Here is a 26328-nt window from a genome sequence, read left to right as displayed (position 1 = left end):
AATTGGAAAGCAGATAATGACGAATTCATTATCTGCTTTTTATTGTGTGAATAATTGTCGTTCTCTTTTTATTCTTATAGTTCTTAGTACGATTCCAATTCCGAGAAATAAAACAGTAGCAGCGACCCCGCTAGTAGGATTTAACCAAAAATCACTACTGTTTGTAAGAGTAATAATCCCTGTTATTGTAACTAAAACAGTAGGAACAGCATCCTCGATTGCATGCATGATAACACATGGCCAGACGGATTTTGTAAGTCTATATATTTCAACATACATAATTGACCAACAAACCATAAGGATACAGCCAGATAGAAGCATATTTAATCTTGAGATAGATTCAAAATATTCATTTGAAGAGCCTCCTTTACTTTTATTTATCCTACTATTTGTGGGCAGTAAAACGCCCATTGATTAAAGTCTTTAATTTTTACAATATTTGTTAATAGATAAATTAAATAGGAGACAAATAGAAAGTAGTATCTTTTGTATGCATCACTATACTATATGTGTATTTGTGTGATTTAGATGTTGCATATTCTTTTTAAATTAGAAAGATGAAAAATAAGTTTTTTCGGAAAATTTAAACAGAAACTATTGACTTTATGATTGGGTTTTTAATACAATGATACTTCGACTGAAAAATTAGAACGGACAGGAGGGAATCGTCGAAATGAGCAACATATTTGAAGGTGAGTTACAAAAAATGAAGGATACTTTACATACGATGGATGAGCAATTGGATAAGCTTGAAAAAACCCCGGTTTATTATGGAGAAGATTTTAAAGAGCAAATTCTTGAAAGTATGAGGGAGTCTAATAGACAAAACTTACGTATTGGTGTGCAAGAGCCGTACTTTGGAAGGTTAGATTTTCAGGAAGATGGAAAAGAAGAAGTTATGCCGATTTATATCGGAAAAGTAGGGGTTTCGGATATGGACACGATGAAGCCAATCATTATTGATTGGCGGCGCCTGTCGCAAGTATGTTTTATTCATTTACCGGTGGAGAAGAATTAGCATTTTATCAATCACCAGATGGGTTAGTAGAAGGTGATGTGTATTTAAAACGAAACATTTCCATTCGAAAAAGAGAACTTGAACGTGTTGTTGATACATATGTAAAAGGAAATGAAGATGTATCGCATGCCGATGATTTTCTTCTATATCGATTAGGTGAGAATAAAGATAATAAGCTAAAGGATATTGTTTCAACGATTCAATCGGAACAAAATGATATTATTCGAGCGGAAAGAAATTTACCATTACTTATTCAAGGGGTTGCAGGGAGCGGAAAGACAACAATTGCTTTACATCGCCTTGCTTTTTTAATTTATGAATATCGTGAACAACTAGAAGCAGAAAGAATGATCATATTTGCGCCGAATAGTCTGTTTTTAGACTACATTTCGAGTGTACTTCCTGAATTAGGTGTAGGGAATATTAGTCAAACAACGTTTCTGGATTGGGCATTACGTACGTTAGATGATTCAGTGAAACTAAAGCAGACAGAAGAAAAATTGAAAGAAGCATTTTCAATTAATCGTGATCAAAAGAAGGTAATGCTAGGTAAATTAAAGGGTACGTTGGAATTTAAGAAGTTTATTGAAGAGAGAATGATCCAATTTGAAAATGAGTTAGTTCCGACAAAAGATTTTGAGGCGTGGGATAGAGCGATTATTCCAGTAGAAGATATTAAAAAATGGATGCAAGTTGAATATAAACATTATCCTTTACAGAAAAGAAGAGAACGATTAGTAGGACGAATGAAGCGCTGGATTGAAATTGAACTTAAAAAATTCGGGGAAACAAACGAGAAAAAATTACTTAAAAAAGAAGCGACTAAGAGACTGAACGCATATATGAAGTTTTGGCCGAAAATGAGTGCTCTTTCACTGTATAGTTCAATAGTAAAAAGTAAAGAAATACTCGAGGTATTACCTGAAGAACTTGTTAAAGAAACAGAAAAGAGTTGTCGTAAAAAAGAAGTGTATGTAGAAGATTTACCAGCTTTAATATACATACATCATCGTATAACAGGGATTGAAATCGGGCAGAAGTTTCATCACGTTGTTATTGATGAAGCGCAAGATTTTTCGCCTTTCCAAGTTTATGTATTAAAAGAAATTACATTAGGTAATTCTTTCACTATATTAGGTGATTTATCGCAAGCGATTTATGATTACCAAGGAATTGAAGATTGGAATGCTTTTAAGGAAGTATTCCAAGAAACCGGTTATTATGAATTGACAAGAAGTTATCGTTCTACAAAAGAAATTATTGAATTTGCAAATGAAATAATTAAAAATGCAGAAATCCCAGTAGGACTCGCAACACCAGTCTTCCGCAGTGGAGAAGATGTGAAAGTAATTCATACAGAAAATCAATTTACTGAAATTGTGAAGACGGTAAAACATTTGCAAAATGCAGATGTGAAAACAATTGCGGTAATCGGAAGAACAGAAGATGAATGCCGTGATATATATGTGAAATTAACAAATGCAGGATTAACGGTAAACGTAATTGAAGCAAACCAAAGTAAATATGAAGGTGGTATATCAGTAGTACCTGTCTATTTAGCGAAAGGTTTAGAATTTGATGCGGTGCTTTTAATTGATGTGGATGAGGAACATTACAAAAACACAAAGCATGATGCAAAATTACTATATGTCGGATGTACGAGATCACTTCATGACTTATGGATTTTCTATAGTGGAGAAGCGTCACCTTTAATTAAAGGATTAAAATAAAGTGAAACTATAATCAGTGGGGATTTTTACTGCAAGCTAATGTGAGATAAATATAAAAAGAGGATTTCTATTACTGTCTACTTAACAGGGAGATGACTATGAAGATCCTCTTTTTATATTGAAATTAGTGTTCGATTTTAAACGAATAAAGCCATTAATATTAAATTTTGATAGCTATCATCCAATTTTACACCCTTTGCTTTTCTACCCTCTTCAAAGAAGCCTAGATTCTTATATAACTGGATTGCACCTAGATTATCTTCCATTACCTCAAGACAAACTTTTTCAATCTTACTGTTATTTTTAGCCCAATTGATTAACGTTTCTAGAAGAGCTCTTCCAATACCATAATTTCGATATTCAGGTAGTATGGTCATCGCAAAAGCCCCTTGATGACTAATTTTTTCTTTGTTTCCGTTCTTAAAATCTATTGCACCGACTAACTTACCATCAACTTCAGCAATAAACTGTACATAATTTGGATTTTCAAGATAAGCTTTTAACGTTTTTTGAATAGCATCGATACGCACCTTTTTTACATCCTCAACCGTACTTAGCATGTATGGAGCGTTTATTAAAGCTTTTGAAGCAGAATCTAGTATTCTTTCTGCATCCTGTTCTTTAGCTTCTCTAATTATTACTGTTTTTTTATCCTTAGATTTATAAGTAAAAACATTAGTTGATAAGATACTACACACACCCTTTCGGAATATAATTAGTTGAATTTTTTAACTATCGTACGATTATTAAGTAAGAAAAAGTCGTATCACCTTTTGCTGCAATCGCTCTGCTTCAACTTAATGACGATTATTTCAAATGTTTTTAATTTTCACAATGATTTATTCCGTTATATAGCCCGATTGTTGAATAACATGACTGGCGTTTTTTAAACAACTTTATTATCTCTGTACACGATGAATTAACGACTTGAGCTGTTGTGTAAATAATATACAATGACCTTTTCTAATTCCTTAGTTTGTCCTTTTTCCCGTACACGAACGGCATCTACTGGAGTTTGTGTATGTTTTAACCAATCTAGAATAAGGTGTAGTTGTTCTTGTATTTGCCCAATGTTTTGCTCCTTTATGTTCTTATTCTGAATTCTATTAATTAATTGCAGCATATAGGGAAGTTTTTCTATACATTCGCTTAAATCTCCGCAATAACCTGAAGGGAATTCATTTGTACCAAATTCTAAAGTATTGATGTAATTAGAAACTAGGTATATCATGGCTTTTTGTTCGGTATCACCACCTAATTCAATCGCTTTTCGAAGGGATTTTTCTAAATCGTCTTCTTTATTGCTAGAGTCCATATAAATTCCTATCCATCTAAAAGGTCTTGAATCAAATGGGTTGTTTTCTGTCCATCTATATAGAATGTCAATTAGAAAACTATTTAGTGAGAAAGTTAAGATCCCATCTTTTTCGTTTAATGCATCTAAAATAGTAAACAGCGAAATGGCAAACTCTTCTTGATCTTTTGATTCCCATTTCTTTGCATTTGAAATAAATGTCTCTAAATGTTTAAAAGCTAATTTTCGAAGTCCCGCTTCGCGATGCTGACAGTAACAAATAAAATTATGCCAATGCTCATTTTTATTCATATGTATAATAATAGTTTGTAATGCAGTGAGAGGTTTATCCATTATAAGTCCCCAATCTATTAAGCACGTGTTGAAAATTTAGTGTTATTATATCATTACATAAATTAAAAAGGGAGAGTCACTATGATTACAAAAGTAATTACGAAAAGTAATTGGGAAATCGCAAAAACAACTGGAGAAATTAATGAAGAATCACTTATAGAAGAGGGATTTATCCATTGTTCATTATTAGATCAAGCTTTAAAAGTTGCAGAAAAATATTTCAAGCATGAAGAAGATGTTTTATTACTTACAATTGATCCAGCTCTATTAAAAGCAGAAGTAAAATATGAACTTGCTTCTAACGGTCAAGAATATCCGCATGTTTACGGAGTAATTAATGTTGAGGCGATTGTAGAGGTTGTTCAATTTTCTAAAGAAAAAGGGGAATTTATATTACTTAAATCAGTTCGACTTTAGTAATAGGTGATGGAGTTCGCTATAATCGCTATATATAGCTAATGAATCCTATTGATAAACGAGGTTTTTTTGTTTATCAGTAGGATTTTGAATTTTATTCGAACGGACTTAAAAAGAGCACATTTGAATTGTGCTCTTTAAGAGAAAAGTGAATTAGGGTTTTTTACTTCTAGATAATGTATGAGTGATTCATCATAATGTGACGATGAATCACAAAAGAGCAGTTAGAGTGGGAAGAATTTAAGATGGTCACGGGATCCGATCGATAGGTAATGCAGCGGTTCTAACAGGACTCATTATAGACTTTGAAGATGAAACGTAAAAAAGTTATTGTTTTTATCTGAATATTGAAGGAATACAAGAGTTTTATTTATTTAATTTTTTAGAAAACATAGACTACAACATTGGTAAATGGTATAATTTCCTTGTTATTGGAATTAAAATCAAAATATTTGAAAATAAAGGATAGGGTTGGTTTTAATGGGGGATTCTGATCACAAAGAAACAAAGGCAATATTAAAGTTATGGTTTATTTATATACCACTTGCATTTGGAGAATTTGTCTTTTCGAATATCATAGGTTATTTAAAAAAATAAAGATTTTGTATTTGAAAAACAATTAACCTAATTTAATTGTTTTTTTATTTTTCTCTAATAAACCAAACAAAAATAAAGATTTTGAACAAGATGAAGTTTATGAAGGAAATAACGTTGATTAGGTGCTGAAAACAGTGTGAAATTAACAGTGCCTAAAGAATAAAACAGGAATCATTCAACTATGGTAATTTTCCGTTTTATTAGCTTCCTATAGTGAGGTGTTATGTTCACATCATATGTATACGATATTTGTAGCTTAATATAGTATTACTGGAACTGCAAAATTAGTAGTTAAGGTTGCTACCTTTTAGAGTGATATATATAACTTAGCTAAAAAAGCACAAATCATATAATTTGCGCTTTTCATTATCCGTTTTTTGGTAAAAAATTATAGTTTTTGTCACACTAATACTGTACGATACATAGTATAAAACACATACTGTATGACATATAGTAATGGAAATGAGGTGAGTGAATGGATACTTTATTAAACTCGTTAATTACTGAGTTAAGAAGAGGGACATTAACGTTAGCCGTTTTAAGTCAATTAACAACGCCGCAGTACGGATATTCACTTGTCCAGTTATTGGAGCAATCAGGAATTACAATTGATCAAAGTACTTTATATCCGCTACTTCGCCGATTAGAAAAGCAGGAATTAGTGACGAGTAGTTGGGATAAAACGGAGAGTAGACCTCGTAAGTATTATGTTTTAAGTGAATATGGATTAGAAATATTTTTGCAGTTGAAAAAAGAATGGATAAAGGATTCAAAAGAACTGTATAACTTATTAAAGGAGGAGGACGATAATGAGTCTAATTGATATCTACGTCCATGAAGTTGCAAAAAGATTACCTGAAAAAAATCGTGAAGATATTACACTTGAAATACGGTCAACAATAGAGGATATGTTACCTGATAATTATAATGAAGATGATGTAAAGAGCGTTCTTGAAAAATTGGGAAGTCCAGTTTCATTGGCTAATGGATACATGGATAGACCGATGCATTTAATTGGACCACGTTATTTTGATGTATATATGACATTATTAAAAATGATTATACCAATTGCAGTTGTTATTGCACTTATTTCAATGGCTGCAGAAAGTTTTATTAGTTATAGTGGTGAGCAGGCAGTAGTAAACGTTATTTTAAAATTGATGGGTGAAGGAATTGCAAAAACATTTGAAGTAGGTCTCCAAGTATTTTTTTGGATAACACTTGTTTTCGCTGTTTTAGAAAGAACAGATAAAGAAAAAGACCCACAACCATTGACAACAAGTTTAAAAAAATGGACACCAGATGATTTGAAAAACATCTCGTATATCCCAAAGAAAAAAGCAATCTCGAAGTTTGAAGTTTTTGGAGGTTTAATGTGGACAGCAGTTTGGGCTACACTTTACTTTTATGCGAATCATCTTGTTGGCGTATATAACGGTACGGCAAATGGACTGAAGTTTATCTCGCCAACTTTTAATCAAGATGTTTTATTGCAGTACTGGCCAATCGTTGTAATTATGATCGTTTTTGAAATATGTATATCCCTTTATAAATTAGTGCAGGGACAATGGACGCAAAGAGTGGCGATTGGGAATGCTATTCTTCAAATAGCTGGGACGATAGTATTCATTGTAATTGTAGTAAATCCACATGTATTTAACGCAGGGTTTATTACGTATTTGGCAAATGCATTTACTATTTCCTCAGAGGAGTTTAAAACGTGGCTCATTGGGGGAGGAATTTTCTTCTACATGTTATCTGCTGCAATAAATATATTTGATGGTTTCCGAAAAGCTAGTATTCGTATGTAGATAAAAATCGGAAATTTCGATAAAATAAAACTATTAAAAAGGTAGTGAAATAAGATGAACATGATGAAAGGAAGAAAACAATGATAAGGGAAGCAACGAAAAGAGATTTAGCATACATTTTAGATATTTATAACGATGCGATACTTTATACAACAGCTGTATATGCGTATAAACCTGTAACCCTTGAAAATAGAATAGATTGGTATGAACAAAAAAAGGCTGAAGGGTATCCAATTTTCGTATATGAATTAGATAATAAAGTAGTAGGATTTGCGACATTCGGTCCATTTAGAGCGTGGCCTGCTTATAAATATTCAGTTGAACATTCTGTGTATGTAGATAAGGCATATAGAAAAAGTGGCATTGGGTCTTCATTAATGAAAGAATTAATCAAAATTGCAAAGGAAAGAGAGTATATGACCTTAATTGCTGGAATTGATGCAGAAAATGAGAAAAGTATTGCCTTACATCAAAACTATGGATTTGTTCATGCAGGAACAATAAAAAAAGCTGGTTATAAGTTTAATAAATGGCTAGATTTAGCTTTTTATCAGCTGGAACTTAACGGTCCTGAAAATCCTATAGAAGAATAAATATTTTTTGGTAGCAAGAAAAAATTCATGCTACCTTTTTCTTATTTTAATAGCTCATATGAGCTGCTGAAAAGGTTTTTTATATTCGATATTGAATTTATTGGTATAATAGGAATGTTTAACGAATTTCCACTTCTTTATGTGATTGGGGGAAAAGATTTACCGAATCGCCGTGAAAATAAAGAGGTAGATGAAGCTTTTGCAGTAGTTTTAAAGTACATATACAAAGAATATAGTGAAAGCATGCTAGGAGTGAGCGATTGAAAAGAAACTTAAAGACTTTAACAATCATTATTTTAATTTTAACGATTATTGCTCTTGAAGTTGGAATCGCCCTATATGATCACAATTTGTCATTAGATACAATTTACTTTGCAGCGATCCTTATTTGTATTGTATTGCTTTTTGGCACACGTGTTTCTGAAGAGAAAGAAAGTACATCGAAACGAGGGCGAAGAAAAATAGCTGTTATATTTTGGCCATCTATTTTATTGTCTATCGCTTGTTTTGCAGTTATAAGTTACATAAGGGTAGGCTATGTCTCTGTACCAGGGATAATTGGCTTTTCATGCTTTGTTACATATGGTGGATTCGTTTTGATTAGTATTTTAAAGGGGAAAAATAAAATGTAGCTTACTAAGTTGAAAGGAAGCAATGTATATGAAACATATAGAGAACGGTACACGTATTGAAGGAGAATACATTAAAAATAAAGTCATTCAATATAATATGTCCATCTTAACAGATGAAGTAAAACAGCCGATGGAAGAAGTAAGTCTCGTAGTAAAAAATGAAGAAGGAAAAATATTTGGTGGTGTAACAGGTACGATGTATTTTTATCATCTTCATATCGACTTTTTATGGGTTGATAAATCAGCTCGTCATGACGGTTATGGTAGTCAACTGTTACATAAAATTGAAGAAATTGCGAAGGAAAAAGGGTGCAGATTAATATTGCTAGATTCATTTAGTTTTCAAGCGCCAGAATTTTATAAAAAGCACGGTTACAGGGAGTATGGTATCGTTGAAGATCATCCGAAAGGTCATAGTCAGCACTTTTTTGAAAAGAGATTATAATAATATTATGTATACTGATTGATGGGAGAAAGCATATGTACACGTATAAATTGCAACAAGAACAACCAATCTGTGCAGAAAAAATAAAGAAGCTTTATGATTCTGTCGGTTGGTGGCCAGAAAGAAAAGAAGTCGATGTTGAAAAAATGTTAAAGAATAGTATAGCCATTGGAGTATGGGAAGAAAATGAATTAGTTGGATTTGCTAGAGTCGTTTCTGATGGTGTTTTTCGAGCATACATTGAAGATGTTGTCGTACATGAGAATGTAAGAAATAAAGGTATTGGAGAGAAAATGCTTACAATATTACTTCCAGAAATATCTCATATTGATATTGTTAGTCTATTTTGCGGAGAGAAGCTAATAAAGTTTTACGGTGAGCAGCCATTTCAAGCAACGAAGCAAATTGTGATGCATCGTAATCAAACAGGGAAAGAATAAGAGGTGCCAATTAAAATGAATGCAACAAGAGCGTACTGTTTATCGAAAAGAAAAGCGACAGAAGATTCTCCAGGTGGCTGGAGTGCAACATGTATGAGGCTTAATAATAAAATATTTGCGATAGTAAATCATGAAGAAGGCGAAAAAGCTGCGATTACATTGAAGTGTGATCCAGAAGTCGCATTAAGAATAAGAGAAGATTATCCAGAAACAATTATTCCAGGGTATCATATAAATAAAAAACATTGGAATACCGTTTATATTCATAAGGATATAGAGCAGGAGCAAATTAATAAAATGATTGATTGGTCGTATGATTTAGTACTACAATCATTTTCAAAGAAAAAGCAGCAGGAGTTAATGGATTAATATGTATTAGGAGTGTGTGTAATGAAAGATTCGATTAAAGATACGTATGATAAATTAGCGAGTACATATAAAGAAAATCTAGATTTCGCAAATCCATATAACAGTTATTATGAAAGACCGGCGATGATGGAGCTTATTCCAAAGGAACTAGAAGGAAAAAAGATATTAGATGCTGGATGTGCAGCTGGATGGTATACTTCTCAATTCATAGGAAGAGGAGCAAATGTTACAGCAATTGATGTAAGTCCTGAAATGGTAAAAGCAGCAAAAGAAAATATAGGAGAAGAAGCGACGTTCCTTTGTCATGATCTGCAAGAAACATTGCCATTTGAAGATAATACGTATGATGTGATTGTAAGTTCATTAACTCTTCATTATATAGAAAATTGGAATCAAGTATTTCAAGAATTTCGTCGTGTATTGAAGCCAGGTGGAGAACTTATTTATTCTATTCATCATCCTTTTATGGATTTCACAAAGTTTCCATGTGAAAATTATTTTGAAAAACAGTTATTAATAGATACTTGGGTTAAACCGAATATTACTATTGAAGTCAAGTTTTTTAGAAGATCATTACAAGACATACTAAATGAAACTACAAATTATTTTGTATTAGAAGAGATAGTGGAACCGAAGGCAATTGAAAAAATGAAAGAAGTAAGCGAAAAATCATATTATTATTTAAATATGAATCCACATTTTCTTATCATAAAAGCAATCAATAAATAGCTAGTAAAATAACTTTGTTTTACTAGCTATTTACAGTTTTACATTACATATTAGGAGACTTTAAAATGAATACGAAACGAAATAGAGTAGTATATGCACTATTTACTATAGTTGTTATTATTTTAGGTCTTAGCTCAAGAAAGTTTGCTTTTGCACTACCACATCTATTAAATGATTATTTAGGTGATGCATTATGGGCATTAATGATTTTCACTGGCTTTGGATTTTTGTTTCCTAAAACAGAGACGAAGAAGTTGGCTTTTATTAGTTTAATGTTTTGCTACGGGATTGAAGCGAGCCAATTGTATCATGCGGAATGGATAGATAGCATTCGTGCAACGACTTTGGGCGGACTCGTGTTGGGATACGGTTTTTTGTGGAGTGATGTAGTGGCTTATACAATTGGTGTTGGAGTGGGAATACTGTGTGAGGTTATTTTTCGGAAGAAATAAGAATTGTAAAAGGGGTATTTGTAAATGGAACAAGCACTGGAAATTGCAAAGCTTTGGTTTCGAAATGAACATGTCACAGCTACTGTAATGCAACCAAAAGTAGCGAAGGTTTTATGCAAGAATAAAGAGTACATTTTAAAGAGAACGGGATCGATAAAGCAACTTCTAGTTGAATTCGATGTTTTGAAGCAACTGTATGAAAAGGGAATTAAAGTACAGAGAGTAGTAAAGACAGAAAATGATGAACAATATGTATTATATAAAGAAAAATGTTATTGCTTATATGAGTATGTTGCCGGAAGTGTTTTAGAAATTAAAGATACGGATAAGCTGGAAAGGCTAGCAAGTACAATTGGAGAAGAAATAGCTAATCTGCACAAAGCATTACATTCGGTGAATAGTGACCATGAGTTAATAAAAAGAGATTTATATAAGATGGTATTTGAATGGGCTATACCGATTTTAGAAAAGAATGAGTATGTTCATCGAGAGGTAATTCAAAAGATGGAGCGAATGCACGTAGCTTTCAAGGAAACGGTCCATTCATTACCGAGACAAATTATTCATCGTGATATGCATCTATCAAATGTCATCTTTAAAGATGATAAACTGGAAGGGTTTATAGATTTTGAGATTTTAGAAAATAATGTAAAAATATTTGATTTATGTTATTGCTGTACAAGTATATTAAGCGAGCTATTTAGTGATGAAAGATTAAGAGGGAAATGGTTACATATCGTTAGCAAAGTCTTTGAAGGTTATTATAAACAAAATGATTTAACGAAAGAAGAACGAAAAGCCATTTGGTATGTTATGCTTTCAATTCAAATTATCTTTATTGCTTATTTTGTCCAGTTACCAGATTTATTAAAGTTAAATGAAGAAATGTTCTTCTGGATTTTTGCTAATAAGGAAGCTATTGAAGAAGTTATAGAAGGTATCGTAAAGGTATGAAAAAAATAATATTAATTGGTTCTGGTGGTTCAGGAAAATCTACATTAGCAAGGCAGTTAGGAAATAAATTAAATATTAAGGTGCATCATCTTGATGCATTATTTTGGAAACCGAATTGGGAAGGTATTCCGAGAGAAGAACAAATAGCAGTTCAAAATAACTTAATTAAAGATGAGAAGTGGATTATTGATGGGAATTATGGCGGGACGATGGATATCAGACTGAATGCAGCTGATACAATTATCTTCCTTGATATTCATAGAACAATTTGTATTTATCGTGCGTTTAAAAGAATTGTAAAATACCGGAATAAAACAAGACCAGATATGGGCGCGGGATGTGAAGAAAGATTTGATTTGCAATTTTTTAAATGGATATAGAAATATCCTAATGCTAAACGACCTACAATTTTAAAAGGCTTAGAGCAATTGTCCGAAGAGAAAAAGGTTATTGTTTTAAAATCTCCAAATGAGGTTCGGAAATTTTTAGAGCACATATAATAATAGAATGTGACACAACAATTCTTTTTGGATCTTACCGATTAGTTTAATTAAACTAATCGTTTTTTATTATGAAAAATTTAACGCTTTTTGAAAATTGTATTTTGTAATGAGTATATGACTATAAATTCATATAAAATGAACGTTTGGAGGAATAGAAAATAACTAATGATTTAATTCAAACAATCGATTCATTAATGGTAAATATTCCAGCTGGAGAGGTAGTATTAAGAGATGATCGAATAAAAAAAGAATGGCTAGTGCAAATTCAACCATTTCTTCTTGCGAAGTATGCTGTAACAATCAAACTATATGATGCTATTACAAATAGTCCATTAAATAATTTTGATAAAAATCATAAACCAGTTGTCAATATTTCATGGAACGATGCCATTGCGTTTTGTAATGTACTTTCAAAAAAAGCGGGATTAAAAGAATATTATTCTATTTTTTACATTTGTAGGTCAGTAATAAATATAAAGTTATACATGAAAAAAGTGTCTATATTAAATGATATAGACACTTTTCTGTTGTAAGAAGAGAAGAATTGTTTAAATGGAAAAAATGAAAATACTAAATGTGAATTTTGAGAACTAAGTCTACAATTTCTGCTGCACACTTTTATTTTATCCCGTATTAACCGACCGTAAAACCCCAACTAATTAAAGTTTTACTTTATGATTTCAGGATGTGGTTTTATATGTTAGTAATAATTTCACTGTTTCTGCACAACTTCTGCACATGCTTAGGCGAGTTCTATGTCATGATATATTCATAAAGTGAAATATTTCACAAGGAAAAAATATATTTTCACTGCGGTGTATGCATAATTAATACATACATCGGTACAAGTTTGTCTCTTGTTATTCTTTTACATCAAAGCCCACATTCCACTACAAAGTATAACAAGAAGGAGACATGAACATGAATAATCGATTTTTAAAACAACTACAAAACATGAAAATGAACAAAAAAAGTTTAGGAGCTGTAGCATTAACAGCTGGAATTATTAGTACGACACTTATTCCTCAAAATGCTTATGCGCACGGTTTTGTTGAAAAGCCCGGTAGCCGATCCGCTTTATGTAGTCCAACTTATGGTGCGCTAAATGTAAACTGCGGAAGTGTTATGTATGAACCACAAAGTTTAGAAGCTCCAAAAGGGTTCCCACAAGGTGGTCCAGTAGATGGACAAATTGCTTCAGCAGGCGGAAAATTTGGTGGTATTTTAGATCAACAAACAGCAAATCGTTGGTTTAAAAATACAATCACTGGTGGGGAAAATACATTTACTTGGAAGTATACTGCGCCTCACTTAACGAGTAAGTGGCATTACTATATTACTAAAAAAGGATGGAATCCAAATAAAGCGCTAACAAGAGCAGATTTTGAACTAATTGGAACTGTGCAACACGATGGTTCTGCAGCTTCAAATAATTTAACTCATAAAATTAATGTACCTACTGATCGTAGTGGATATCATGTGATTTTAGCAGTATGGGATGTAGCTGATACAGCAAATGCATTCTATAATGTAATTGATGTTAATCTTATTAATGATGTGAAATCAGACATAGAAGCGCCAAGTATTCCAAATGGACTTCAGACGAAAAAAGTAACAGCGAATAGTGTAGAACTAACATGGAACTCTTCTACGGATAATGTAGGGGTAAAAGGATATCAAATCTTCCGTAACGGAGAGATGATCGATACAATACTAGGCACTCATTTTATTGATAAGAAGTTACAACCAAGCACAGAATACTCTTATACTGTAAAAGCAATTGACGCAGCTGGAAATGTATCGAAAGAAAGTACAGCGCTTACAGTAAAAACGACAGTTGCGACTCCTGATACAGAAGCACCAACACAACCAAAAGGATTACATAGTATGGGAACGACAGCATCAAGTGTGGATTTAATGTGGAGTCCATCTGACGATAACATTGGTGTAGACCATTATGATATTTATAGAGAAATAGAAGGATTAATGAAAAAGATTGCAACATCCAATACAACTTCTTATATGGATAAAAATCTGCTTGCTAATACTACTTATAAATATGTAGTGAAAGCTGTTGATGTAGCTGGAAATGAATCCGTACAGAGTGATATATTCACAATTACTACAAAAGCTGAAAGCGCTTCATATGAAGCGTGGGATGCAAAAAAAGCATATAAAAAGGGAGATAGAGTTCTACACGAAGGAAAAGTATATGAAGCAGTCCAGAGTTATCAAGGAAATGGTGATCCAAACTGGATTTATGCATTATCATTATGGAAAACAGTGTAAGTTTTACCTAGGTATGAACTAAAAGATGATGGGCTTTGATGCAAAAGGTAATCTTGAGAATTCACTTTTCTATTAATAAAAAAGGGTAGTGTATGAATACATAAGATTCATATACTACCCTTTTTATTATGATAACACTTTCGTCATAAGTATGTGCGGAATGCCATCTTCCATAAATATATCAGAAGAAGTTTGATAGTCTAATTTTTTATAAAATCCTTCAGCTTGTGTTTGACCGTGTAGCTTCACTTTTGTAGCTTGTTCGTTACGAGCAATTTCTTCTAACGTTTGAATGATGACTTTACCTAATCCGTATGTACGATAATCTTTTAAAATACAAATACGTTCTAATTTTCCGACACCATCAACAAATCGTATACGCCCTGTGCCTACAGGAAGATCATGATAATAAACTAAAATATGTTTACATTGCTCTCCGATTTCATCGAATGTATCGAATTCATCTGTAAGAGGAACACCTTGTTCTTTTACAAATACTTCTTTTCGAATATGAAAGGCAGTTTCTAAATCAGTAAGTTCTGTTATAAGTTTGGATTGCAAAATATTCAGTCCTTTCTAATGTAATCAGTTTGCGTTTTCCTAGTATATCATAATAAAGCACTATTAAGAGAAGAAGAACATACTAAAAAGCCAACTTTAAAAAGTTAGCTTTTATTACAATTTCTTTATCCCATTTTTAGTGCCAATAATTGCTGTACTCGTCATACTTATAAACAACCCTGTTTCAACTACACCAGTAATCATTTTTAATTGGGTGTGTAAATGGGCAGGATTAGAAATATGATTAGGGAATATACAATCGATAATCATGTTATTGTTATCGGTTATATAGGTTTCATTATTTTTTAAACGTAACGTTGTTTGACACCCTAAAGACTGAATTTTATTTTCGGTTTGTTTCCATGAAAAAGGGATGATTTCAACAGGTAATGGAAAATTACCTAAATGTGTTACAAGTTTCGATTCATCAGCAATGATAATTAGTTCTTTAGAGGAAGAGGCAACGATTTTTTCACGAAGTAATGCACCGCCACCGCCTTTTATAAGCTGTAAATTTGAATCAATTTCATCCGCTCCATCAATTGTAAGATCAAGACTTTGTACGTCGTTTAACGAAAGTAGGGGGATATTTAGTTGATGTGCTAATGCTTCAGTTTCCTTTGATGTTGGTACAGCTTGAAATGATAATCCTTCTTTTACACGCTCACCTAATTTTTGTATTGTCCAATATACAGTAGAACCTGTACCAAGCCCAATCTTCATGCCATCATTTACAAAGTTAGCGGCATATTCGCCAGCGAGCTGTTTTAAATTCATCTCTTTATTCCGCCGGACGCGGCCCGGCATCAAGACCTGAATTTTTAACTGTAAGTACCGGACGAACGACTATATCTTTATGTACGCGCATTTGACAAGATAATCGTAAATGATCTTCAATCCCTTTTTCCGTCATTGCATGTTTCTCATTCGCACTTGCTTCACAGAAATCACCTGCTAGTATTTCTACTCTACAAGTTGTGCAACGTGCATTCCCGCCGCAACGATGAAGAATGTTGACACCGCTATCTTCAATTGCTAATACTAACTTTGTTCCTTCTTTCACATCAAAAGTTCCCGCACCTTCAATTGTTAATTTTGGCAAATTTGTTCCTCCTCACGTAAAATTGTACATAACATATTTATGACCGCGAATTATTGAACATAAACATTATTTTTTATATCCCCGTAACTTTTTTTAATGTTGAATCGTTTATTAAGTAAGCGCTGAAAAGGAGTGGTTATTTTGTGCACAAAAGTAACTCATGTTTTAAAGAATCATATCGATATGAATCATTCAAATATAAACTTTTTAATTGAACAATATGGAGAGTTAAAAAGATACTGTACTTTTTTAACGAAAAACAAATGGGATGGGGAAGATCTGGCCCAAGAAACAGTGTGTAAAGTGCTTCAAAAATATAGAAATAAAGATATTTGTATGACACTCGTCTATAAAATAGCAAGAAATCGTTGGTTAGATCAGATGAAGTCTAAGTCTGTTTATGAAAAAATAAGAGAACAAATCACATTTGAAGAACCACATGAGAACATTGCAGATTTGCATGAAATGGTAGGGAAAGTATTGTCTTCATTAAATGTACAGCAATCCGCAATTTTATTATTAAAAGATGTTTTTCAATATAGTATCGCTGATATTGCTAAAGTGTGTTCTGTATCAGAAGGTGCAGTGAAAGCTTCTTTATTTCGGAGTAGAAATAGGCTGAAAACTGTAAGTGAAGAAGGGATTGAGATAGTCGAATTCACAGAGGATATTGAAGTTGTTGTAACATCTATTCGTGAGGAAAGACCGGAATTATTAACGAAGCTTCTTCCGACAATAGATTTTACTAAGTTACCATCTAAACAGCCAGTCTTATTATTTAATGTGAAAAAACCTTCTTCCTACAGTTATATGCTTTACGCAGCATAATAATTATTGGAGGGATATAAAATGAATGCAATTCCATATGTAGTGGAACAAACGAAATTAGGAGAACGTTCTTATGATATATATTCAAGGTTATTGAAAGACCGCATTATTATTATCGGTTCAGAAATAAATGATCAAGTAGCGAGTAGTGTCGTAGCGCAATTATTATTTTTAGAAGCGGAAGATGCCGAGAAAGATATATTTTTATACATCAATAGCCCAGGCGGCTCAACGACAGCAGGTTTTGCCATATTAGATACGATGAATCTCATTAAACCAGATGTGCAAACGTTATGCATGGGATTTGCAGCATCATTTGGTGCATTGTTATTATTATCAGGTGCAAAAGGAAAACGGTTTGCACTCCCTAACAGTGAAATTATGATTCATCAACCGCTTGGTGGTGCACAAGGTCAGGCAACAGAAATTGAAATCACAGCAAAAAGAATATTAAAGTTAAAGCATGATATTAATAAAATGATTGCAGAAAAAACAGGCCAACCGATTGAAAGAGTAGCACATGATACAGAAAGAGATTATTTTATGACTGCAGAAGAAGCGAAGGCATATGGGATTGTAGATGACGTTGTTACGAAAAAATAAGTTAAAAACAGGCTAGAGGATATGCTAACCCTCTAGCCTATTTTTATTAATCTTTTACCCATTCATCAACTAGCGCTTGATTCTTCTTAATCCATTTTCGCGCCGCTTCTTCGGGATCTTTCGTTTTATTTAACTCGACCATTAACGTACCAAGCTGTTCATCGTTCATCTTCCATTTGTCAAAGCATTTTATGATATCCGGATGGTCTTTTTCGAAACCTTTACGAACAGAGTAATAAATGTCATCTTTTTCACCATATACTTTCTTAGGGTCTTTTAAATATTTCAAGTCAAATTCCGAAAAGCCCCAATGTGGATTCCAAAGCGTAACAGCGATTGGTTTCTTTTTCGTATATGCTTTCTTTAATTCACTCATCATCGCAGCCTCAGAAGATTGGACAAGTTTTAGTTTAATATCATATTCCTTCATTGCTTTGTTCGTTAAATTCATAAGACTACTACCGGGTTCGATTCCGACAATTTTGTTATCTAGCTCACCTTTATGTGCATTTAAATCTTCGATACTGTTAATGTTTTTCATATAAGAAGGGACGACTAGGCCAAGACCAGTACCTTCATACCATTTTGATTTTAAAACAATATCATCTTTATAACGATCGTTTAGCGGTTTATCCGTAACGGGTAGCCACACTTCTAAATTAGCATCAACATCACCGCGAGCGACACCAGTCCAAATTGCGGCTTTTTCTAAATACATAAGTTCAACTTTGTAGCCTTTTTCTTCTAATAAAACTTTCCACATGTTTGCGGTTGCAATATTTTCTTTCCAACTTGTTACACCAAGTTTAATTTTTCCTTTCGAATTTGCATTTGTTGCATTACATGAAGTGAAAATCATAGTAATAAATAATGCAAGGCATATAAACCAAATTTTCTTTCGCATCGAAAACCTCCTAAGTAACGTTTGCCTTATAAAATAAATGTATAAGTAAGCATTCTTATTATGAACGGAAACGAGAATTTTAAAGAAATCTTATGAATGTCATTTTTATGTAATATTTCTTTGCAAAATCGCAACACTATGTGAATAGATGGGTAGAAAAGGAGTAGTGACATGGATAATACAAAGGTGCGTGTTGAAAACGTAACAAAAGTATTTGGGAAACACCCGCAAAGAGCGCTTACCTTATTAAAAGAAGGAAAAAGCAAATCGGAAATTTTGAAAGAGACAGGAATGAACGTTGGGGTGAAAAAAGCAACGTTTGAAGTATACTCTGGAGAAATTTTCGTTATTATGGGTTTGTCTGGTAGCGGGAAATCTACGCTAGTTCGTATGTTAAATCAATTGATTAAACCAACTGCAGGTCATATATACATAGATGGTGAAGACATCGCAACGATGGGAAAAGAACAGTTACGGAGAGTAAGAAGAACGAAAATGAGTATGGTATTTCAGAAATTCGCTCTATTTCCGCATCGTACAGTTATACAAAATGTTGCATATGGTTTAGAAATACAAGGAGTTCCAATTGAAGAGCGAGAGAAAAAAGCGTTAGAATCGCTACAGTTAGTAGGACTCGATCATCATAAAGATAATTACCCAAGTCAACTTAGTGGTGGTATGCAGCAGCGTGTCGGCATTGCGAGAGCGCTTACGAATGATCCGGATGTTTTACTTATGGATGAGTCATTTAGTGCATTAGATCCACTGATTCGAAAAGAAATGCAAGATGAATTGTTAGAGTTACAAGATAAAATGGAAAAAACGATTATATTTATTACGCATGATTTAGATGAAGCGCTTCGAATTGGAGATCGTATCGCATTAATGAAAGATGGAGAAATTGTCCAAATTGGAACACCAGAAGAAATTATGATGAGCCCCGCTAATGAATTTGTAGAAAAGTTTGTTGCGGACGTGAATTTAGGAAAAGTAATTACGGCTGAGTCTATTTTAAAACGACCAGAAACTTTATTAATTGATCGTGGACCTCGTGTAGCCCTTCAAATTATGAGGAATGCAGGTGTCTCAACTGTATATGTTGTAAACAAAAAGTATGAGTTTTTAGGTATATTAACTGCGGATGATGCGAGTAAAGCAGTACAAAAACAGTGGCCGATTGCTGATTTATTACTTAATGATATTCCGCATGTGTATTTGGATACTTTACTGGAAGAGACATATGCAAAAATGGCAGAGATGAAATATCCGTTACCAGTAATCGATGAGAAGAAAAGGCTAAGAGGAATTATTAAACGTGAAAGTGTCATTCAAGCTCTTGCAGGAAACATTGAGGAAGAGGTGAAAGACGATGAATAGTATACCGCGGATTCCATTAGGGGAATGGGTCGACTCATTTGTTGCAAGTTTATATGAGCACCTTGAAGGCTTATTCCGAGGATTCTCTTATATTATCGGCGGATTCGTTGATTTACTCACTAATTTTTTAACAATAATACCGGCCATATTGATGATTATCATCCTTTGTTTCCTCATTTGGTACACAACGAGAAAGGTATCTTTAATTATTTTTACACTGATCGGTTTATTATTTATTTTAAATATTAACTACTGGGCACAGACGATGCAAACATTAGCACTCGTACTTACGTCTGTTATTATTTCAATTATTGTCGGAATTCCAATTGGTATATTAGCATCTCAAAATGAACGTTTCTCAAAATTTTTAAAACCAACATTAGATTTTATGCAAACAATGCCTGCATTCGTATACCTTATTCCAGCGATTACATTTTTCGGAGTAGGTGTAGTACCTGGAATTATTGCATCAGTAATCTTTGCAATGCCACCGACAATTCGTTTTACTGACTTAGGAATTAGACAAGTTCCAGAAGATTTAATTGAAGCAGCGAATGCGTTTGGATCCACGGCATCACAAAAACTATTTAAAGTACAATTACCACTTGCAACCGGAACGATTATGGCTGGTGTGAACCAAAGCATTATGCTTTCGTTATCGATGGTTGTAACAGCATCACTTGTAGGAGCTCCAGGACTTGGAGTTGATGTATATCGCTCTGTAACACAAGTTAATATCGGAATGGGATTTGAAGCTGGATTAGCTATCGTAGTAATCGCAATTATATTAGATCGAATTACACAAGGGTTCCATACGAAAAGAAAATAATGAATAAAAAACACACTTTTATAATACAAAGTGTGTTTTTTATTGCATCCAGATCACATACGAACGATAACAGAACCTCCAGCTGGTGCACAAACTTGGTTTTTTTGTTGTTCCATTGATTTAATTAATTGATTATTTTCCTCGATTAATGAGATTAATTTAGTTAATTGATTTTCAAGACTTGCAATACGCTGCATCATATATTGTGAATCATGATGCAATGTATTCCTTGCGGGATGAGGGGAATAAACATACTGTTGATTTATATTTGGATTCCAATGAGGATACATTTGAATCGTTCCTCCTTCAATAAATTACGAAGCTTTCTTATAGTAAATGCCTATGTATAATTAATAGTTACTTGAAAATTTTCCAATATAAAAGGAATATGTACAGAAAATGGAAAAAATTATATGTGAAGTTACAGTACATTTTTGGGAAATATTTAAGCGAGATAGTGCGTATATTAATACATTCAAGTAAATGTATGTTATTTAGGGAGAAATGATGGGAGGAGATGTAATTTTGGCTAAAAATAAAAAAAGAAATGATGCTTTGGCAATAGGTGTCGGTATAGGGGTTGTAATTGGTGTATTTCAAGGGCACTTTACAAATAATTTAGTAATCGGAATTGTGATTGGGATTATAATTGGGATTGCGTTTTTGAAGAAATAATGAGATGTAAATTCATTTCAAAAATTATTGTATAAAAAGAATGAAAATTCGGAATGCGAAACCTGTTTTTCCTTTTTTTGTGATATTATATATGAAAAGGAAGGTGATGGATATGTCAACAAATAATCAAGTAGAACAAAACTGCTTCATTTGCAAAAAACATAAAGGAAATATTATAGTTCCAGGTGGAGCTATTTACGAAGATGAACTCGTTTATGTTGGACATGTCCATTGGGATAATGAAGAAACATACCTTGGTTATGTCATGATAGATATAAAAAGACATGTACTTGGCCTTGCTGAATTAACGGATGAAGAAGCAAAAGCGTTCGGACTTATAACAAGTAGGGTAAGTAAAGCGTTAAAAGAAAGTGAGGGAGCAGAACATATTTATGCTTTTGTTTCAGGGAATGGTGTACCACATATGCATATGCACATCATACCGCGTTATCCAAATACACCCAAAGAGTTTTGGTCACCGACTGAAGTAGCGAAATGGAATGGTGCGCCATATGGTGACGCAGAGAAAATCCAAAAACTATGCGAAAGAATACGAAAGTATATGGTGAGTGAATATGCATATAACAAATAATAGACAATATTCATGGGTTGGAAATACAGAAATGTGCTTAGGAGAAATTTCAGTTAAGCAATATGGTGATATTGTACTTGGTAAATACGGCGGGAATATAAGCGCCGGAGCAAAAAAGAACGAAGATGGCGCGTTAGTTTGGTCAAATGGTGATTGGGAATTTGCAGCTATATTAGATGGACATAATAGTGCGGAAAGTGTTGATTTAGTAGTAAATACAATCGAAAAAGAATATGAAAATATAAAAGTAATTTTGAATGAACCAATTAATACAGTGTTTCAATCTGTTGAAAATCATATACTGACAATTTTTCAGGCATCTTCATTTAAGGAAAAGTGCAAAAAAATTAAAGGTGAAACAGCTTGCTTACTATGTGTAAGGAAAGAAAATTATATATGGTGGCTTTCTATCGGTGATTGTTTAGTGTATGTATTTCATGAAGAGTTACATAAGTTAGGACAATATGCATTAAATCAACGTCATTTTTACGAATGGATTGGAAATGTAAACACATTTGATTTACCTGTTCCTTGCTATTCATCAGGTATTCGTGAATTACGTACTGGAAAGAACCGAATTGTAATGGTGACAGATGGAGTATTAGAATGCGGGGAACGCCGATATGAAATACCTGTAAATTTGTATAATACTATTAACAGAAATGATAAAACACTTAAAGAAAATATTCACAATGTTTTAGAACACGTGCATCATCAGTTGGGACGTGATAGTGCGACTATAATTAGTTGGGACGTTGAAAATAAAGAGAATGTTACGTATCCGAGTGATCAGCCGGAGAAAATGAAAGTAAGAAAATAAAAGGATAGGTTTTTTTGTCAATTAGAAAAATAACTCTATTAATTTTATGAGTACTATCTACATTCATTTTGAAAAAATAGCAAGAAAAAGGTTATACATCCCGAAGAAAAGGATGGGAAATAGATTGTTGTTGTACAATACATAAAACATGTCTTGATAAAACTACTACTAAAGAAGTAAGCATAAAGAAAATGAAGATATTATCGAAACATTAAAAAAATTATATAGTCCACTTTGTTACGAAAACATAATTAATTTAATAGGAGGGAATGCAATGGGCAACTCTACTATTTGGATTATAGTTATTAGTATGATAATTGGAGGATATTTTTTAGAAAAGTTTTTAAGGAAAAAATTAAATATGACAAAGGGAAATGTTTGGATATATAAACATGTAAATGGTTTACATGTAAAATTAGAAATAGGTCTTTTTATCATATATCTTATAGTAAGTTTTATTTATCTGTTCAAAGTAGAAAATGCTAATATAGGAATTGCTGTACTTACTTATTTTGGAGCAATTTCCTTATTACGCGTATGGATGGAATGGAAGTATAACAGAGAAACAAAGGAATATATTCTTTCTATAATTGGATTCTTTGCATTTGTTTTTATGGTTTCAATGTTACTTTATTTTGATCCTCTTTCTACATATTAATATCGTTTTGTTTTTTTATGATGAATATTTAAAAAGAGTAGCTACCATTATTTATCTTGATAGTTACTCTTTTTATTTACAACTTCCTAAAACTCCTCAAAACAAGATATTCCCACAATCTCCAAGGAAGAATCTTCTTCGCAAAGATCATAAATTTCACACCTTTACCGATTGGATATCGTAAATTTGTACGCTTAGATTCAGCAATTTCTACAATTTTATTAGCAACATCTATCGGATTACCAAATGTATCACTGCCGCTATTAATATGTTTTTGTATTTTATCCATATACTCTTTGTAAGGAGATGTTGTATCAGATTGATTTTCAGCTAGTTGTTTCCCAACCTCCCATATGTTTGTGTTATAAGAACCTGGTTCAATTAAAGTCACATCTATTCCGAAAGGTTTTACTTCTAAGCGAAGCGATTCACTCCAGCCTTCTAATGCATATTTTGAAGATACATAAGGAGATAAACCAGGGAATCCAACTTGGCCGCTAATGCTGCTTATATTAATGATTTTTCCACTTCTTTGTTTTCTCATATACGGTAAGACAAGCTGGGTAATTGATATAGCTCCAAATAGGTTCGTTTCAAATTGTTTACGGTATTCCTCTACTGGAATTTCTTCTACAAAGCCGCCATTTGCATATCCTGCATTATTAACAAGAAGGTCTACTTTTTGTATTTCTTTTAAAAATAATTGGAAGTTATGTATAGAGTTTTGATCGGTTACATCTAATTGTTGAATTTTTATGTTTTGTTGTAAGTTGAGTTGAGTAGCTTGAGATAGTAAGTTCACTTGTTTTTCAAGGTTCCGCATTGTAGCGATAACTAAATAATCTTTTTTTGCGAGTTCGAGTGTAGTTAATAGTCCAAATCCACTTGAGGCTCCTGTAATTATTGCGATTTTTTTATTCATTTTCCGCCAGCTTTCTTTTTCTTTTATCATAACGAGTTATGATAAGAAAATCTATTATTCTTACATTCAGTATGAAATCAATTTGTATGTAAAAAAGGGGATTATAGGGAATGAGCGTATATAGAGTAGTGTATATTAATATGATAATGAAATGAGGGAAGAAAAATGGTCCATGTGAAGGATGTATTAGCAGATCAATTGTTGGCGAATGCAAACGATCCTAGTTGGTATATCCCATTTTCAGATGCAGTGAAAGATTTATCTGAGAGGGAAGCTTTCTGGAAACCGAATGAAGAGAGTAACAGTATAGCTGAAATTGTACAACATTTATTGTATTGGAATTCTACGTGGCAAACTAGATATAAAGAATCGAATGTGAATGCTGTGCCCGCTATTGGTGATAATAACAAAAGTTTTATGCTTTCAAATAATCAAACTTTCGATGAATTACGGGAAAAACTACTAGAAAAACTGTTACAATGGCAAAATCTTATAAATGAAGAAAAGGTTGAAAGTGATGTAGTAGAACTTCCTGTTTCTGCAAAGTGGTGGGAAGTGTTAGCGAATGTAACAACTCATAATGCATATCATATTGGGCAAATTATTTACATCCGAAAATTACAGCAGAGCTTTGATAATGAATAAGATAATAGTTCTCAAATTAGGTGAACAAAAGTGGACAAAACGAGACAGATGTCTCGTTTTGTCCACTTTTTTATTATAAAAGAAAAGAGAAAACCTATTAAATCAAGGATTAGAATTTGGCACGGTACTTGCAATATAACAGACGAACAAGAAAATAGGAGGGCTGGACATGTTAAAAACAACTGAAAGTAAAGGGAATGAAATTACGAAAGAACAAGCTCGTTGGATGTATAAAAAAATGTTAGAGATTCGTAAGTTTGAAGATAAGGTACATGAATTGTTCGCGCAAGGCGTGCTGCCAGGTTTCGTCCATTTATACGCAGGTGAAGAAGCGGTAGCAGTTGGTGTATGTGCCCACTTAACGGATAGTGACAGTATTACAAGTACACATAGAGGTCATGGACATTGTATCGCAAAAGGTTGTGATTTAAATGGTATGATGGCTGAACTTTTCGGGAAAGCAACAGGATTATGTAAAGGTAAAGGCGGTTCCATGCATATTGCTGATTTAGATAAAGGAATGCTTGGTGCAAATGGCATTGTAGGCGGTGGTTTCCCGCTTGCTTGTGGCTCAGCATTAACAGCTAAATATAAAGGAACAAAAGATGTAAGTGTTTGTTTCTTTGGTGATGGAGCAAATAATGAAGGTACATTTCATGAAGGGGTTAATTTAGCGGCGATTTGGAAGTTACCAGTTATTTTTATCGCAGAAAATAACGGTTACGGTGAAGCAACGACATTTGAATATGCTTCAAGTTGTGATTCTATTGCGGATCGTGCAAAAGCTTATAACATTCCAGGTGTTCAAGTGGATGGAAAAAATCTTCTAGCTGTATATAAAGCTGCTGAAGAAGCAGTAGAACGTGCGCGTAAAGGCGGTGGTCCAACAATAATTGAATGTATGACATATCGTAATTACGGTCATTTCGAGGGTGAAGCACAAACGTATAAAACTTCAGAAGAAAAAGAAGAACATTTAAATGAAAAAGATGCAATTGTGAATTTCCGTAAGCATTTAATTCATGAAGCTTTATTAACTGAATCTGAGCTTGTAGATATGGAAAAGGCAGTAGATGAAGCGGTGCAAAAATCGATTGAATTTAGTGAAAATAGTCCATACCCAGACGATGAAGAATTATTAAAAGATGTATACGTTTCTTACAAATAAGAGGAGGGTGAAAAATT

Annotated in this window: 31 protein-coding genes, 4 pseudogenes and 1 riboswitch; of the genes and pseudogenes, 26 read left to right on the top strand and 9 right to left on the bottom strand. The window is 33.0% G+C overall.

Annotation, left to right across the window (positions count from 1 at the left end; genetic code table 11):
- Positions 1-39: 39 nt before the first annotated feature.
- Positions 40-354, bottom strand: a pseudogene (locus tag AXW78_RS32285) (CPBP family intramembrane glutamate endopeptidase); the annotation flags it as partial.
- Positions 355-673: 319 nt separating this feature from the next.
- Here AXW78_RS32285 and AXW78_RS13595 point away from each other — a divergent pair.
- Positions 674-2748: pseudogene (locus tag AXW78_RS13595) on the top strand (HelD family protein).
- A gap of 137 nt (positions 2749-2885) precedes the next feature.
- Here AXW78_RS13595 and AXW78_RS13590 read toward each other — a convergent pair.
- Both AXW78_RS13590 and AXW78_RS13585 read right to left on the bottom strand, forming a co-directional pair.
- The gene (locus AXW78_RS13590) at positions 2886-3446 is read right to left on the bottom strand and encodes a GNAT family N-acetyltransferase (protein WP_180986081.1); all 561 of its coding nucleotides are present in this window, start codon (positions 3444-3446) and stop codon (positions 2886-2888) included.
- A gap of 221 nt (positions 3447-3667) precedes the next feature.
- Positions 3668-4396: a hypothetical protein gene (locus AXW78_RS13585; protein ID WP_061884272.1), complete on the bottom strand. Its 729-nt coding sequence runs from the start codon at positions 4394-4396 to the stop codon at positions 3668-3670.
- Between the two features lie 81 nt (positions 4397-4477).
- Between AXW78_RS13585 and AXW78_RS13580 the strand changes: the two genes are divergently transcribed.
- From AXW78_RS13580 to AXW78_RS13510, 15 genes and pseudogenes are all read left to right on the top strand, one after another.
- Positions 4478-4813: a DUF952 domain-containing protein gene (locus AXW78_RS13580; RefSeq protein ID WP_000629083.1), complete on the top strand. Its 336-nt coding sequence runs from the start codon at positions 4478-4480 to the stop codon at positions 4811-4813.
- Positions 4810-4871: riboswitch (Fluoride riboswitch) on the top strand. It overlaps the preceding gene by 4 nt.
- Before the next feature lie 1014 nt (positions 4872-5885).
- Positions 5886-6233, top strand: a complete 348-nt coding sequence (locus AXW78_RS13575; RefSeq protein ID WP_000380305.1) for a PadR family transcriptional regulator — start codon at positions 5886-5888, stop codon at positions 6231-6233.
- Positions 6220-7221 carry an HAAS signaling domain-containing protein gene (locus AXW78_RS13570; protein ID WP_061884271.1) on the top strand — a complete coding sequence of 334 codons (1002 nt, stop codon included), beginning with the start codon at positions 6220-6222 and terminating at the stop codon, positions 7219-7221. Before AXW78_RS13575 ends, AXW78_RS13570 begins: the two co-directional genes overlap by 14 nt.
- Before the next feature lie 80 nt (positions 7222-7301).
- A complete protein-coding gene (locus AXW78_RS13565) occupies positions 7302-7814 on the top strand; it encodes a GNAT family N-acetyltransferase (protein WP_061884270.1) in 513 nt (170 codons plus the stop codon).
- Between the two features lie 114 nt (positions 7815-7928).
- Positions 7929-8078, top strand: coding sequence for a hypothetical protein (locus tag AXW78_RS34860; RefSeq protein WP_000481400.1), 150 nt, complete (start codon positions 7929-7931; stop codon positions 8076-8078).
- On the top strand, positions 8075-8446 hold the full coding sequence (locus tag AXW78_RS13555; protein WP_000827982.1) for a hypothetical protein: 372 nt from the start codon (positions 8075-8077) through the stop codon (positions 8444-8446). Before AXW78_RS34860 ends, AXW78_RS13555 begins: the two co-directional genes overlap by 4 nt.
- A 28-nt stretch (positions 8447-8474) precedes the next feature.
- Positions 8475-8891: a GNAT family N-acetyltransferase gene (locus AXW78_RS13550; RefSeq protein WP_000680412.1), complete on the top strand. Its 417-nt coding sequence runs from the start codon at positions 8475-8477 to the stop codon at positions 8889-8891.
- A 35-nt stretch (positions 8892-8926) separates the two neighbouring features.
- Entirely contained in the window at positions 8927-9331 is a 405-nt protein-coding gene (locus AXW78_RS13545; protein WP_061884269.1) for a GNAT family N-acetyltransferase, read from the top strand.
- Positions 9332-9346: 15 nt separating this feature from the next.
- Complete coding sequence (locus AXW78_RS13540; protein ID WP_000994629.1) at positions 9347-9700, top strand: MmcQ/YjbR family DNA-binding protein; 354 nt, start codon at positions 9347-9349, stop codon at positions 9698-9700.
- Between the two features lie 21 nt (positions 9701-9721).
- Positions 9722-10429, top strand: a complete 708-nt coding sequence (locus AXW78_RS13535; protein WP_000655257.1) for a class I SAM-dependent methyltransferase — start codon at positions 9722-9724, stop codon at positions 10427-10429.
- Positions 10430-10494: 65 nt separating this feature from the next.
- Positions 10495-10881, top strand: a complete 387-nt coding sequence (locus AXW78_RS13530) for a ribosomal maturation YjgA family protein (protein WP_001093461.1) — start codon at positions 10495-10497, stop codon at positions 10879-10881.
- A gap of 24 nt (positions 10882-10905) precedes the next feature.
- Positions 10906-11835, top strand: coding sequence for a phosphotransferase enzyme family protein (locus AXW78_RS13525; RefSeq protein WP_061884268.1), 930 nt, complete (start codon positions 10906-10908; stop codon positions 11833-11835).
- Positions 11832-12335, top strand: a pseudogene (locus AXW78_RS13520) (DNA topology modulation protein). Before AXW78_RS13525 ends, AXW78_RS13520 begins: the two are co-directional and overlap by 4 nt.
- Positions 12336-12496: 161 nt before the next feature.
- Positions 12497-12784 (top strand): annotated as a pseudogene (locus AXW78_RS13515) (formylglycine-generating enzyme family protein); the annotation flags it as partial.
- A gap of 475 nt (positions 12785-13259) precedes the next feature.
- The gene (locus AXW78_RS13510; RefSeq protein ID WP_061884267.1) at positions 13260-14627 is read left to right on the top strand and encodes a lytic polysaccharide monooxygenase; all 1368 of its coding nucleotides are present in this window, start codon (positions 13260-13262) and stop codon (positions 14625-14627) included.
- A gap of 126 nt (positions 14628-14753) precedes the next feature.
- Here the strand turns inward: AXW78_RS13510 and AXW78_RS13505 are convergent, their stop codons facing one another.
- From AXW78_RS13505 to AXW78_RS13495, 3 genes are all read right to left on the bottom strand, one after another.
- Positions 14754-15188, bottom strand: a complete 435-nt coding sequence (locus tag AXW78_RS13505; protein WP_001190880.1) for a GNAT family N-acetyltransferase — start codon at positions 15186-15188, stop codon at positions 14754-14756.
- Between the two features lie 114 nt (positions 15189-15302).
- Positions 15303-15965: a ribose 5-phosphate isomerase A gene (gene rpiA, locus AXW78_RS13500; RefSeq protein WP_001049985.1), complete on the bottom strand. Its 663-nt coding sequence runs from the start codon at positions 15963-15965 to the stop codon at positions 15303-15305.
- 4 nt (positions 15966-15969) lie between these two features.
- On the bottom strand, positions 15970-16290 hold the full coding sequence (locus tag AXW78_RS13495; RefSeq protein WP_061884266.1) for a 2Fe-2S iron-sulfur cluster-binding protein: 321 nt from the start codon (positions 16288-16290) through the stop codon (positions 15970-15972).
- Positions 16291-16431: 141 nt separating this feature from the next.
- Here AXW78_RS13495 and AXW78_RS13490 point away from each other — a divergent pair, with 141 nt between their 5' ends.
- Both AXW78_RS13490 and clpP read left to right on the top strand, forming a co-directional pair.
- Positions 16432-17118, top strand: a complete 687-nt coding sequence (locus AXW78_RS13490; RefSeq protein WP_000337518.1) for an RNA polymerase subunit sigma-70 — start codon at positions 16432-16434, stop codon at positions 17116-17118.
- 21 nt (positions 17119-17139) lie between these two features.
- Complete coding sequence (clpP, locus tag AXW78_RS13485) at positions 17140-17721, top strand: ATP-dependent Clp endopeptidase proteolytic subunit ClpP (protein ID WP_000991610.1); 582 nt, start codon at positions 17140-17142, stop codon at positions 17719-17721.
- 46 nt (positions 17722-17767) lie between these two features.
- Here clpP and AXW78_RS13480 read toward each other — a convergent pair whose 3' ends face one another.
- Positions 17768-18625, bottom strand: coding sequence for a glycine betaine ABC transporter substrate-binding protein (locus tag AXW78_RS13480; RefSeq protein ID WP_001227624.1), 858 nt, complete (start codon positions 18623-18625; stop codon positions 17768-17770).
- Between the two features lie 171 nt (positions 18626-18796).
- Here AXW78_RS13480 and AXW78_RS13475 point away from each other — a divergent pair, with 171 nt between their 5' ends.
- Positions 18797-20002, top strand: coding sequence for a quaternary amine ABC transporter ATP-binding protein (locus AXW78_RS13475; protein WP_000370620.1), 1206 nt, complete (start codon positions 18797-18799; stop codon positions 20000-20002).
- A complete protein-coding gene (locus AXW78_RS13470) occupies positions 19995-20831 on the top strand; it encodes an ABC transporter permease (RefSeq protein WP_001084769.1) in 837 nt (278 codons plus the stop codon). The genes AXW78_RS13475 and AXW78_RS13470 overlap by 8 nt, the downstream gene beginning before the upstream one ends.
- A gap of 53 nt (positions 20832-20884) precedes the next feature.
- Here the strand turns inward: AXW78_RS13470 and AXW78_RS33850 are convergent, their stop codons facing one another.
- The gene (locus AXW78_RS33850; RefSeq protein ID WP_000283222.1) at positions 20885-21121 is read right to left on the bottom strand and encodes a hypothetical protein; all 237 of its coding nucleotides are present in this window, start codon (positions 21119-21121) and stop codon (positions 20885-20887) included.
- Positions 21122-21338: 217 nt separating this feature from the next.
- On the opposite strand from AXW78_RS33850, the gene AXW78_RS13460 reads away from it, so the two are divergent.
- The 4 genes from AXW78_RS13460 to AXW78_RS13445 all read left to right on the top strand — a co-directional run bounded on the left by AXW78_RS13460 (position 21339) and on the right by AXW78_RS13445 (position 23576).
- The gene (locus AXW78_RS13460) at positions 21339-21506 is read left to right on the top strand and encodes a glycine zipper domain-containing protein (protein WP_000508470.1); all 168 of its coding nucleotides are present in this window, start codon (positions 21339-21341) and stop codon (positions 21504-21506) included.
- A gap of 91 nt (positions 21507-21597) precedes the next feature.
- Entirely contained in the window at positions 21598-22098 is a 501-nt protein-coding gene (locus AXW78_RS13455) for an HIT family protein (protein ID WP_116777440.1), read from the top strand.
- On the top strand, positions 22082-22918 hold the full coding sequence (locus AXW78_RS13450; protein WP_000548333.1) for a PP2C family serine/threonine-protein phosphatase: 837 nt from the start codon (positions 22082-22084) through the stop codon (positions 22916-22918). Before AXW78_RS13455 ends, AXW78_RS13450 begins: the two co-directional genes overlap by 17 nt.
- A 274-nt stretch (positions 22919-23192) precedes the next feature.
- Positions 23193-23576: a DUF4181 domain-containing protein gene (locus AXW78_RS13445; protein ID WP_000528452.1), complete on the top strand. Its 384-nt coding sequence runs from the start codon at positions 23193-23195 to the stop codon at positions 23574-23576.
- Positions 23577-23652: 76 nt separating this feature from the next.
- Here AXW78_RS13445 and AXW78_RS13440 read toward each other — a convergent pair whose 3' ends face one another.
- Positions 23653-24498: an oxidoreductase gene (locus AXW78_RS13440; protein ID WP_001034807.1), complete on the bottom strand. Its 846-nt coding sequence runs from the start codon at positions 24496-24498 to the stop codon at positions 23653-23655.
- A 165-nt stretch (positions 24499-24663) separates the two neighbouring features.
- Between AXW78_RS13440 and AXW78_RS13435 the strand changes: the two genes are divergently transcribed.
- Both AXW78_RS13435 and acoA read left to right on the top strand, forming a co-directional pair.
- Positions 24664-25143: a DinB family protein gene (locus AXW78_RS13435; RefSeq protein WP_061884264.1), complete on the top strand. Its 480-nt coding sequence runs from the start codon at positions 24664-24666 to the stop codon at positions 25141-25143.
- A 169-nt stretch (positions 25144-25312) separates the two neighbouring features.
- The gene (gene acoA / locus AXW78_RS13430; RefSeq protein ID WP_000921299.1) at positions 25313-26311 is read left to right on the top strand and encodes an acetoin:2,6-dichlorophenolindophenol oxidoreductase subunit alpha; all 999 of its coding nucleotides are present in this window, start codon (positions 25313-25315) and stop codon (positions 26309-26311) included.
- The last annotated feature ends 17 nt before the right edge of the window (positions 26312-26328 follow it).

The organism is Bacillus thuringiensis (genome assembly GCF_001595725.1).
GTDB lineage: Bacteria > Bacillota > Bacilli > Bacillales > Bacillaceae_G > Bacillus_A > Bacillus_A thuringiensis_K.
The sequence above is the reverse complement of the archived record's forward strand: the minus strand, read 5'-3'. Positions and strand labels throughout refer to the sequence as shown.